Raw genomic sequence first — 13245 nt, 5'->3', positions numbered from 1 at the left:
TAAACAATCGTGTAAAAAGATTTTGCTTTTAAAAGAGAGGATATATACTTCATTGCTATAATTTAAAATCCACTAAAGTTCAAAACACTAGCGTAGTGCGCTATTTACCATCTAAACGTACTTATGCATAAAAAGAGCAAGCATTTGATAGAATAAAGAACCGTTTTTTCGCATAAGTATAAGATATTTGAATACATATTAATACTAATTTAAACGCTATGAAAACTATCAAGTATATTTCAGCTATTCTCTTATTGTTTAGCCTATCCTGTTCATCTGATCTAGATTATGACCCAGTTGTGATTCCTGAATCAGTGACATTTGGTATGAACGAATTTGGTACAGTAGATTTCAAAACCGTTGAAGGTATAGAAATAGGAGTAGACACGTCTGTAGAATTAGAGGCATTACATGGAGAACCAGAAGAAATAACTCAAGAGGTAGATGGTTTAGTTAGATGGCAATATTTATCTGAAGGCATAGGATTTGGTGTAAACACAACAACAGATATTATTGATAAAATATATTTATATTCTGACTTATACGAAGGTTATACTATTAATTATCCGCGTGCACTTGAAGAAAATTTGCAATTTGAATTTGGAACATTAAAAGCAAAACATCCTCCACTTAGAATTGATGATGCTAATGGCAATGACTGGCCTTACACAGCAGAGACGCTTATAGAAGCAACTGATGGTCAAGTAAACGGTGTGTATTCTTTCAACTTTGATAGTATTGGCAGGTTCATCTTTATTTCAGACAGTATCGATAATACGGAAGGATTTGTAGTACAAATCATCCTAGAGTCTGAAGATTATGGTGGTGGTGTTGGTAATGATAATCCAGGTATATTATTTGATGACGCTGGTGAAAATAGTCAAACCTTTAATGTAGGACAAGAAGATGAAGATGATCTTAATCAAGATATAATTACCATAGGTGGTACAGGTGTACTTGTAGAAAATAATAATTTCATCGGTGTTTCTACTATAGATGCTAGTGATGATGGTGCCACTGCCGTTTTCACTTTTGACTTAACTACAAATGCAACTTCTGCATTTGATGCTACTTTAAATTTAGAATTAGCAAAAAGAGCAAAAGGTAGTGTTACCGGAACAGTTTCTGTGACAGGTTATCCAGACACACCTTTTTCTTATGCGGCTACATCAACAGAAAATGGTGGTAGTGCACCAGCTCTAGATTTTGAATTTGCATCGATGCTTTCACTTGTTTCAGGCACACCACTTACTGTTAGTATTACTCTAGATGAGATGCTAACAGAAGGTAATACAACAAATCCTATTTTTAGGTTATCAAAAGTAACTGTTGAAAAAGAAGGAGATACTAATCCTCCTGCACAAGGCACTTGGCTTGATGTGGATAATTCAATTACAAACATAACATTATCAACAACTTGTAGTGACTGTTCTGTATCAACAGTGACAAATCCAGATACAGCAGATACAGAGGCTACGAATGTTACAAATTGGACTATAGGTTCTACTTCTGGAAGTGGAAATAAAAGCCTTAGTTTTGATTTCAACGAAGGAGAAGATGTTGCTCTTACTGACTATCCTAATTTAATAGTAACCGTACGTATGTATTGGCCGAATTTTAATGACATCAGTAATTTTGATAGTAATGAACGTGTTAGATTTTACTTAGGTGATGGAACAGCTTCACAACAAATACAAGGTAATTTTGTTGAATCAAACGAAGGTGAATGGCATACTATGGTATTCGATTTTACGGGATCACCATCAGGTGCTGCCCTAACTTCTGATATCATTAGTGGAGAAATTAGATTAATAGGAAATAACTTTACAAATTTAGATAATGGTCTTGAATTTTATATAGATACAATTACTTATGAAATAAATTAAGTGTCATTAATATAATTAGACAACATGATAATAGAAAGTCCTTAGTTAAAAAATTAACTTAGGACTTTTTTTTGGTTTAAAACAAATAACCTTACACATTGCAATTACAAACTTTATATTAAGTTGATAAAAGACATAATTAAGAATTAATTATTTAAGGTAACCGTGTAAAATATCTGTAACAGAAAGATAAGTTCTTTTAGTTAATTCAAATGATGCTTTAGAGCAACTATTTGACTATTTTAAGAAACGAGATTCCCTGTTCAAGATATATCTTTGATTTAATAATCAGAAGCTAACTTAATTAACAATGAAAAAGTCTTTACCTATTTTCTTTTTTTTGATTTCTTTCGTTCAATTATCCAACGCTCAATTTTTATGGTATGAGAACGAAACTAACACCTATAAAATTGAACAGGAGAGTACAACATCCGCAACATTTTTGAGAGCGGTATCAAATCCAGAAATTTCAGGGAATAATACTAATACTAATGTTTCACAATTTAATAGGGAAGCAGGTCAAGAGAGTTTTTTACAATTTGATGTTTACAACGCAGTAACAGATTTCTCAGGATATTCTGTAACATTTAAAGCATATATCGATATACCTACAGCATCCTTAACAGCAACTAACTCAAAAATAAGTGTACACTTTTCTAATGCCACGGTGAGTGCAGAAAGTGCTGTAGAATTGAATTTTACAGTTGGACAAGAATGGGAAACTTTCACCTTTAACTTTAACGGCACTTCAATACCAACTGAAGTCATCAATGCTGATGGATATCAATTTATTAAAATAGGATTTGCAAATGGCACAAGCTCTGTTCCGGCAACAACCTATTATATAGATTCTATAAGTGGTTCAACAGATCAGGTTGTAGATGTGGCATCACATCCAGCCAATTGGTTATCTGGTTCATGGGGAATTACCTTTCCGGTTTATGGCGGCGAACGTTTAGACTCTGAAGTGGCTGGCGGCTACGACCTTCCTGCTGGCGCTCAAGAAGTGGTGGATGAATTGCCAGCAGTAGGTCACGTGATTACAAACTTGTCTTATTTTGCTCATTCTCATTATTTCGCGCTTAGACAGAACAGCAATGTAGATGTCGCTGCTGAAATTCATGAAGCATTAGTGCCTAGTGTAGCCAATCAAAACATCATTTTTGAAGTCATGCAAACATTCATAGACGATGGTAAAAAGGTGATTTTGTACATCTCTACCAATTATTTAGATAGAGCTATTAACGATGGCGCAGATATTGAAGCCGCTTGGGTCAATTACTACACAAACAATTTTGCAGGCGATGAATATGCTGCCTACAAGGATTTAATTGAAGGTTTTGTACTAGAAGTTAAAGATTATGCCGATGGATATTGGTTAGATACCACCTCAGAACTTCTCAATGATGGCCATTTAGAAGATTTTGCTCAAATGATTAAAAATACCGATCCGACTGCAATTATCGGAGCACAACCTACAGGGCTTTATTTTACAGATGAAAATGGCAACAATCTTTTGGTAGATTCTGATGGTATTGATGATGAAGATGAAAGCGACTATAGAATTATAAAGTTTGAAGCCAATAGCACTTATCAAGATTATACCAAAGGGCATGTTACACCACTTGGTCAAGGAGCACCACCAAACTCTTGGGCTTATGAAGAATATACCATACCTAATATGGTAGAAAATCCATGGTCTATGTACGAAGGGAATACCGTATTAAAACATGCTTGGTTTCCTATTAGAGAGAAATGGCATGTCTCTTCTCATCCCATAGTCTTTGGTATTGAAGATGCGTATAGATTTACTAAGCGCTTGGTGCAAGCTAATGCTGCTCTAACTTTTGCAACAACTATCGATGACACAGGAAATGATAAAGGTTATATGATGGATGATGAAATGTTCATCATGAAAGCCATTAACGACAGACTTTTATCTATTCCTGTTGTGGAATGTGAACCTTATGTGAGACCTGAAGGCGCTCACTTAGTGGGTGAAGCACCTTTGTCAGTGATAAATTATAATCCATCAGATGTAAACTTTTACCCTAACCCTGTGACCGATCTTTTAACCATTAACCGCATGACTACAGAGGTCAACTACATCACTGTTTTTAGTACCATAGGCACGAAAATGATGGAAAACGTATGGAATAATGGTTCTACAACAACACAACTAGACTTAACATCTTTAGATTCAGGTATGTATTTTGTAAAACTTACCGATGGAAAAAAACTCAATATTACTCGAAAAATATTAGTATCAAACTAACCCTAAACTATTAAAAAACTAATAATATAAAGCTCTAAAAGATTTATGAAACACCTAATTTTATCATGTATTCTTGTCGTGATTACGGCAAGTAGTTTTTCACAAGATAGACCGAACATTATCTTCTTATTATCCGATGATCAAACCAGTATTGCAACAGGTTGTTATGGTAATGATCAGGTAGTCACACCCAATATGGATGCCTTAGCTGAAGAAGGGGTGTTATTTGAAAATCATTATAATACAACAGCAATTTGTATGGCAAGTAGAGCCATTATTCTTACCGGAATGTACGAATATAAAGCAGGATGTAACTTTGAACATGGCCCCTTACGTAAGGAAAAATTTGCAAAATCTTATCCTGTTCTTTTGAGAGAACAAGGTTACTATACTGGTTTTGCAGGCAAATTTGGTTTAGCAGTTTCAGATGATGGTGATGGAACAAGTCATAACAAATGGGGGTCACTTCCTGTAGATGATTTCGATAATTGGGCAGGTGGCTTAGGACAAACAAGTTATAAAACATCTAAGAATAAATACATGGCAAAATATGCCGAAGAATATCCGCATAGTACTAGAGCTTATGCAGCTTGGGCAGAAGATTTTATTATTGAAGCCAAAGCCTCAGGTAAACCGTTTTCTATGTCCATTAGTTTTAAGGCACCACACATGCCTTTTTCACCAGACCAATATTTTGACTATGTTTATAAAGACAAAACATACAAGAAACCAGAAAATTATGGTGAAGAGAATGCAGAACATATAGCGCCTCAAGCAAAAACAGGACGACAATATAATAGTTACGATTTTTGGCGAGATTCTGAAGAAAGCTACCAAAAAACCATTAAAAATTACAACCAATTAATCCATGGCGTTGACTATGCTTTAGGTATGATAAGAAAAACCTTAGAAGAGCAAGGTATTGCAGACAACACTATCATTATTTTTACAAGTGATAATGGCTATAGCTGTGGAGCACACAGTTTTGGAGGAAAAGTTTTACCTTACGAAGAAGCATCAAAATCTCCACTTATCATTTACGATCCTAGAGTACCAAGTAAAAAAAGAGGTGTCCGTCGTGAAGCGATTACCGCAAATATTGACATGGCTCCAACCATTTTAAAATATGCAGGTATAGAACCACCAGAAAACATGGATGGTGAAGATTTAAACCTACTAATTAAAAAACCAAAGAAATTTAAACGCGAAACGGTGGCCCTTACCAATATGTGGGGCAATGATGAAATACAAGCTATGGGAGTCGTTTCTCAAGATTGGAAATACATCTTTTGGCAGTATGAAGATGATCGTATGAATCCTACAGAAGAACTTTATCACATTGGAGAAGATAAGTTAGAAATGACGAATAAGGCAAGTGATCCTTCAGCCAAAAAACATCTCGAAAAAATGCGTGCTGTTTATGATGAACATCTCGAAAAATTACGAAAAGAAGCGACAACAGATAATCGTTATCAAAAATATGGTGTGCTATTTGATAGAAAGGCGACTGCTGAAGATAAAAAACCTTATTTAATTGGTACTTATGAAGAAGTATTAAAAAGATCAAGCAACAAGAAGAAAAAGAAGAGAAACAAAAAGAAGAAGAAAAACTAAAGACATTCCAAATAAATAAATCCAATAAATTATTACCTCAATACAATGTATAAAATATTCTTACTTTCAATTTGTGTACTGTTTAGCATCCCAACAACATGCAGTAGTCAAACTCCTGTAAAAACAGATAACGAAAGACCGAGCAAACCTAATGTATTACTGATTGTAACTGATGATTTAGGTTGGCAAGACGTAAAATGTTATGACGTGGATGAACCTTCACCATTTGAAACTCCAAACATTGATCAACTCGCTAAAGAAGGTGTAATGTTCTGGCAAGCCTATTCACCTGCTCCAACGTGTTCGCCTTCGAGAGGCGCAATATTATCTGGTAAGCATCCTGTTAGAATAGAACGCACAAACGTCAGAGGTGGTCATCCACCTCTACCGTTTAATCATGGTTCTACTTTAATTAGTCCTTGGATGCGAGGTGCTTTAGATGCTTCAGAAGTAACCATTGCAGAATCACTTCAGACTAATGGTTATAAAACAGGGCATTCTGGTAAATGGCACGTAGGTGCTGCACGATCAGATGAACCTTTACCAACACAGCAAGGTTTTGATTTCTCAAAACATGGCTTTGGATCTCATCAAAGAATGAAGGATAGAACAACAGGATTTGCAACTACAGATCCTTCAGATCCATTTTATTTAGACGAAGAAGGGTTTCCTTTTGATGATATTACTCAAGATGGTATTGACTTTATGGACCAATCTAAATCAGATCCCTTTTTTCTTTACTATTGTTCGCGTTTAGTACATACACCTATTCACACTAGAAGTGAGGCATTGCTAAAGAAATACTATGAAAAATTGGGTATAGAATATCCAAGAGAAAGCGACGTTTGGGATGAACAAGGTCAAAGAAATGCCTATTATGCTGCCATGGTTGAAACCATAGATCATTATACGGGTTTATTACTTAAATACCTGAAAGAAACAGAAGATCCAAGATGGCCAGGGCATATGTTAGTTGAAAACACTTATGTTATTTTTACTTCCGACAATGGTGGCATGGAACGCCATACAAGAGAAATTATAACAGATAATTATCCTTTAGATAAAGGAAAAATAAATGCCAAAGAAGGTGGTGTTAGAGTACCACTTATTATAACAGGACCTAATATTGATTCCAATGTTGAATCTAATGTCATCGTAAATGGAATTGACTTCTACCCAACCATATTAAGCTGGACAGGCACTAAAAAACAAAAAGATCAAATTCTTGATGGTGCTGATTTATCTGCTTTATTGGATAAAGACCCAACCGACTCCAAATTGGTAATTGATCCTTGGACAGGTGAATCAAGAAACACCATGATGTGGCACTTCCCTAACAGTTCAATGCAATCTACACTGCGTGTAGGTGATTACAAATTGGTGCGTAACTATACCGACACTAAGGAAAGTATGACTTTAGATTTGTATCAGCTTTATGAAAATGGTTCTAAACGTGTAGATATTGAAGAATCAAAAAACCTTGCCGCTTCAATGCCAGAGAAAGCGAAAGCAATGAATCAATTGTTACAAGAGCGCTTAGATCAACTTAACGCAAGATATCCATTCTTAAACCCAACGAGTAAAAAATCATTACCAAACCAATCTAAAGTACCTACCGTTGTAGATCACGGATCAAAAGACAATACCGTTTGGATAGAATTTAAAAACAATGGAGCTCAGGTAACTAGTGCAGAACTAATTTACACTACAAATGGTGGTATAAAAGGTGAAATCTGGTTTCCTGCAACTATGACGCTAAAAGGCAATAAAGCATCTGTTACCTTACCTAAAGGCACAACTCATTATGTCTTTAACTTAGTTGATGAAAATAACTACTTAGTTAGTTATCCAGATGCTGGTTATCAAAAATTAACGAAAGTTTTCGCAACAAAAGCCATTGCGGTTAAATAGCAACTCACTTTAAAAATAAAAAAAGCATCAAGGCATTTACGTTTTGATGCTTTTTTCATTTTTACAATTATATGTTTTTCATCTATCTATAATTGTAATATACTAATGAATATAACATATAATGAAACTAAAAGAGGGATATGAGTAAAGTCTTGATTGAAATTAGAAAACCAAAACCGACCAGGATATCTATTTTTACAAAAAATAAAGTCATTATGAAAAACACTACATTGCTCTTTTTGTTCAGCGTACTTTTAGCACCGCAACTTTATGGACAAGTTATAGACAAGCCAAACATTGTAATCTTCTATGTAGATGATTTGGGTTGGCAAGACACTAATCTTAATAATGTTGAAAACCCGGTGCCTTGGGCAACACCTAAGATGGAAGCTTTAGCTGCAGATGGCGCTAAATTTTCTCAAGCGTATTCGCCTGCACCAACTTGTGCACCTTCTAGAGCAGCAATGTTAAGTGGAAGGCATCCCATAAAAACTAAACTTACGCAAGTTTCTGGTGGTAAATTACCCGGATTAACGAATGCGCAATCTGCTAATAAAATAATAGGTCCCTATTATCCAAAACGATTAGATGTTAATGAGTACACTATAGCAGAAGCTTTAAGTGCAAATGGATACCATACAGGCCATATTGGCAAATGGCATGTTGATGGAGCTAATGGCTTTCCTGTAGCTGTAGATCAAGGTTTTAATACTGAATTTACAAGTAGAGGAGTACAACAAAATATGGGTGATCGATATGATGTTTCAAATTTTGGTGGGAATGATTCAAATTACCCTTTAGATGCTGATGGCATACCATATGATTCTGTAACAGATGAAGCTGTAGCGTATTTAGAAGATAGAGTTGCTGCTAATGGCGGAGCAGGAGAACCTTTTTTCTTATATATGGCGACTTGGTTAGTACACACACCTATACAAACTAGAGATTTACCAATGTTGCAAGCCATAACGCAAACATTAGTTGATGCAGGTGAAATAGATGCAGCCGATGTTGGTCCAGATGGTATACCAACGGAGACAACACCTTTAACTGCAGCTGGAGAACATAATCCATTTTATGGTGCAATGGTTCAAACCTTAGATTGGAGTTTAGGTAAGCTCGTTGATTATTTAAAGGCAACTGATGATCCAAGGCATCCTGGAATGAAATTATTTGATACAACTTATGTTATTTTTTCTTCAGATAATGGCGCTTCAGAACAAAATAATGCAGCTAACGGTTTTGAAGTTGTGGCGGACAACTATCCTTTAGACGAAGGAAAAACAAGTTCTCGAGAAGGTGGTATTCGTGTACCTATGATAGTAACTGGACCTGATATACCAGTAGCTGAATATAGTAATGTTGTTAATGGTTTAGATTTTTTTCCTACAATTTTGTCTTTAACAGATACCACTATAGCTAGCGCTCTTAATGATGATTTAGATGGTGCGGATTTAAGCGATTTACTAAAAGGAAATAATACCATAGTAGAGCAAACAATAGGAGGTACAACAACGGAAAGAACAGATCTTTTTTGGCACTATCCTAGTGTTGGTAGTGATATTAAAGCAAAATCATCTATAAGAAGAGGTGATTATAAGTTATATAAAAAGTATGTTGATAATACTTACGAAGCATACCAATTGTATAATGGTGGAGATACTTTTGTTGACATAAATGAACAAACAGATGTCATTAACACTATGGATCAAACCATTAAACAAGATATGATTAATACATTAGAAGCCTATTTAGCAAATAATGATGCAAGAATTCCGTCATGGAATCCTGATTATTCAGAACCTGATGGGCCTTTACCTAATCAACTGCTTGTTCCAGATTTTACTGACGTCAGTTACAACGAAGAGACAGGCGTTGCAACAGCAATAATAGCTAATAGTTCAGGTGAAGCGGAAATTAGTTATGGTCATTTATTGTATAGAACAAATGAACCAAATGTAGAATGGATTGAAGCTGAAGCGGTAACTGTAAATGGAAATATTGTTACGGCTAACGTACCTGATGATGCCTCCGGAATTGTGTTCAACTTAAGAGATGAAAATAATTTCTTAGTATTATCTGAAGAACTTGAGATTGTTAATATCACTAAGATTACACTTAATACGGTTGACGAAGTACAGTTGTTTGAACCGGAAGAAACGGATGTTTATGGGGAACTAATTGGATCTGCTACTGCAAATTCGGCATTTATACAAATGAGAACTGTTGGTGGTGGAGATGGTTTTAATATCAATGTAAAGGCTGATCAATCTGTGTTATGCGAAAAAGTTGTATTTCATATTAGGTCTCGTGAAGGCGATACCGTAAATTTTGATGTTACTATTGGTACAGATACCCAAAGTTTTGAATATACGAGTGTTAGCGATACCGATGACTTATATTACGAATTTGATGTTCCCACTACTTTTACGGAATCTGCACAAGCCATGGAGCTTTTGGTAACTGATTTGGTAAATGCTGATCCAGCATTACCACCAAGATTTAGGGTTTATGATATTTCATTTCATTTAGATTTAGATAGTTTAGGAGTGGAAGATGTTGCAAATAATCTTCAAAATTTGTTAGTGTACCCTAATCCAGCAAAAGGCGTTTTTAGCCTAAATAAACCGGTCGAATCGGGTGTTTTATATAATGTATTAGGTGAAAAATCATTAGAATTTTCAAATCAATACCAGAATATAGACATATCAGGAATTAATCCAGGTTTATACTTCTTACAAGTATATGACCAGTATGGTAATAAGACAACCTTAAAATTGATGAAGAAATAAAAAGACTTCTTTTAAAAAAAGTATAGGTCGCTATATCTATTTGTTTTTACTTCCTAACCTGTAAGTATAACTCAAAATGACATAGCGACCTAAGCTTTCTGAAGTTGTTTGTTCAAAATAATTGGTCGTACTTCGACGTTCAAAATCTACGTTTTTATCGAGCAGGTCGATTAAAACTAGTTTAAATATATGCCTGTTTTCTATGGTGTAGGAAAAAGCCATATTCCATATAGGGAGAAAAAGATTGGTGTCAAATTGATTATCTGAATAAACGAAATAATCAAACTGTGTGTTAAAATTTAGTTTTTCAATGACATCATAATCTATTGCTGAAAAATAGTGTTGCTTTACGTACGTTCTGTTTAAATCTTCTTCTAGTGAGAAAGAGGTATTGTTTATACTGTAATTAGACCCAAGTTTTAAGTCTATAAAATTCTTATTGGCGTTTTCAAAAGATAAACCTAATGACAAGTCTCTTGCAACTACATCGTTTAGTTGTAAATTAATCATTGAAGTATAAGAATCATAATAAATATTATTCTTAATTATGTAACGAATTCCTAAACCCTTTATCTTTTTACTAAAATTAAATGACGTTGTTAATCGTTTTCTAGTGCCACTATTGATATAACTTCTAGTTTTAATAAATTCTTCGTCAATTGCTATATTTGAGATAATAGCATCTTGAGAAAGTTGATATCTTATTCTACTCGTAAAATTTAATGATGATTTATAGTTGTAAATATTAGCTGTTAATAAAAAATCATCATTTTTTTCGGTTTTCAGGTTTGGATTTCCTTTTCTAATAAAGAAAGGGTTTAGATCATTAATAACTGTTGAGCTTTCTGCTGTTCTTGGACTACGTATTTTCCGTTTATAAACCAATCGATACTTTACTCCTTTTTTAGGTTTATATTGCAACGTAGAAAAAGGGTTCAAGTAAAATTGGGTGCTATTAAATTTATCCTCAGTGATAACACCAAAAGAACGCTCTAATTCTTGAAACTCTATACCTGCTAAAATATTTAGTTTTTTAGTACTGTAATTGTAAGCTACTTGGTTTTGATAACTGCCTTCTCTGTTGTTGTATCTAAATGCTAAAAGCTCCTGAGCATTATTATCGGTTATTATCGTTTTATGTTGATAAATGTCTTCATTCTGATTTAAAATACTTAGATAAGACTGAAATTTGAGATAATGAAAACCACCCAAAGGTTCTGTATATTTAAAATTAAACTTATAAAGACCATTATTAAAAACTTCATCCCTTATGGCATAAATTTCACTGTTAGATGAATTATCACTAGAAACATTTCTAGTAATAAAAGTAGTTTGTTCATTATCTTTTGCTCTATCGCTTATTGTAGTATTAAAGCCAACACTAAAACTACGTCCCACCTTTGGCAATTTTTGATAGAAGTTGATGTTAAAATTTAAAGAATTCTTAATGTTTTTATTATTATAATATTGACTATTTGTAGTTTCTATAACATCTACATCATTATAATAAAAACCATCTCTGGTTGAATTCTGAAAGGTTTCATCTGAGATTAAACGGCCTTTAATTCTTAGACTATTTGATTTATTAGATCTATTGAGATAATTAAAATTGAAGTTATGATTTTTTGAAACATTATTATATTCATTGTTTGCTTCGTAATCAAAGTTATTAGTGTTTGAGAATGAAACTCTTTTAGATCGTGATGTGCCTCTATTATCAGAAAGGTTGTAAAAATAATCGGCATTGAATGCTTCTTTCTTTTTAAACTCATGCCCCAAATTTATTCCACTCACAGCTGTTTTTAAATAACCACTTAAATTTTGTGATTTATTTACGTTGCTATAGTCATCATCAGATTCATCCGTAATACCATCCGCATTTTCCAAAAACCCTTGAATATTAGATCCTGTAATATTAATATTGTTGTATTTACCAATAATAGATAGCTGTGTTTTTGGAGAAAATTTATTGTAATTCAGGTTGCCAAAATATCGTCTATCAAATCCTATGCCTGCAGATGTTTTTCCGAATCCTTGATTTTTTTTTGATTCTTTTAGAGTAAAATTTATAACAATTTGTTTATTGCCATCATCTATGCCTGTAAGTTCTGCTTCATCACTTTTTTTGTCAATGATTTCAACTTTTGAGATAGCGTCTGCCGATAAATTTTTTAAAACAATAGCAGGATCACCTCCAAAAAACTCTTTTCCATCTACATAAATCTTAGTTACCTGATCACCTTGTGCGACAACTTTTCCATTAGAATCAATCTCTACACCTGGTAATTTTCTCAATAATCCTTCTAAATTATCGTTTGGGTTTACTTTAAAAGCTTTAGTATTAAAAGCAATGGTATCTTCCTTTATCTGAATTGGGATAACTGCAGATAATGTAACAACATCTAATTGGAAAGATTCTTCTGTAAGTATAACATTACCTAAGTCTACAAGTTTATTATTGTAACGAATATGTTCAAAATGCGTTACATAGCCCAGATAAGAAAATTGAAGTAATACCGACTCTGTTGATTTATCAAAAAATTCGAATCCTCCTTTAATATCTGTAAGTGTATAATCTATTAATGTAGAATCCTTTTGTTTTAAAATTGCTACAGAGACCAGTTCTAAAGGCGTTTTGTCTTCGTTGGTAACGATGCCCTTAATTAGTGGTGAAGACTGACTAAAAAGAACGTTAGACAAAGTTAGAAATACTACAATTAAAATTTTTGACGAATTCATGTATTAGTAAAATCACTTAGATTTTAAT

The 13245-nt window shown here is 33.8% G+C and carries 6 protein-coding genes; 5 read left to right on the top strand and 1 reads right to left on the bottom strand.

Going from position 1 to position 13245, the window contains the following annotated elements; translation table 11 throughout:
* Nucleotides 1-218 precede the first annotated feature (218 nt).
* The 5 genes from Q0891_RS01230 to Q0891_RS01210 all read left to right on the top strand — a co-directional run bounded on the left by Q0891_RS01230 (nt 219) and on the right by Q0891_RS01210 (nt 10478).
* Nucleotides 219-1886, top strand: coding sequence for a hypothetical protein (locus Q0891_RS01230; protein ID WP_299098240.1), 1668 nt, complete (start codon nt 219-221; stop codon nt 1884-1886).
* A 310-nt stretch (nt 1887-2196) separates the two neighbouring features.
* Complete coding sequence (locus tag Q0891_RS01225) at nt 2197-4161, top strand: T9SS type A sorting domain-containing protein (RefSeq protein WP_299098239.1); 1965 nt, start codon at nt 2197-2199, stop codon at nt 4159-4161.
* 45 nt (nt 4162-4206) lie between these two features.
* Nucleotides 4207-5775 carry a sulfatase gene (locus Q0891_RS01220; protein WP_299098238.1) on the top strand — a complete coding sequence of 523 codons (1569 nt, stop codon included), beginning with the start codon at nt 4207-4209 and terminating at the stop codon, nt 5773-5775.
* 45 nt (nt 5776-5820) lie between these two features.
* Nucleotides 5821-7686 carry a sulfatase gene (locus Q0891_RS01215; protein ID WP_299098237.1) on the top strand — a complete coding sequence of 622 codons (1866 nt, stop codon included), beginning with the start codon at nt 5821-5823 and terminating at the stop codon, nt 7684-7686.
* 215 nt (nt 7687-7901) lie between these two features.
* Nucleotides 7902-10478 (top strand): sulfatase-like hydrolase/transferase, encoded by a 2577-nt coding sequence (locus tag Q0891_RS01210; RefSeq protein WP_299098236.1) that lies wholly within the window; start codon nt 7902-7904, stop codon nt 10476-10478.
* Between the two features lie 36 nt (nt 10479-10514).
* On the opposite strand, the gene Q0891_RS01205 is transcribed toward Q0891_RS01210, so the two are convergent.
* Nucleotides 10515-13217: an outer membrane beta-barrel protein gene (locus Q0891_RS01205; RefSeq protein ID WP_299098235.1), complete on the bottom strand. Its 2703-nt coding sequence runs from the start codon at nt 13215-13217 to the stop codon at nt 10515-10517.
* Between the last annotated feature and the right edge of the window lie 28 nt (nt 13218-13245).

The sequence above is a fragment of the uncultured Winogradskyella sp. genome (genome assembly GCF_947498005.1).
Lineage (GTDB): Bacteria > Bacteroidota > Bacteroidia > Flavobacteriales > Flavobacteriaceae > Winogradskyella.
This window is presented reverse-complemented; position numbering and strand designations above follow the sequence as displayed.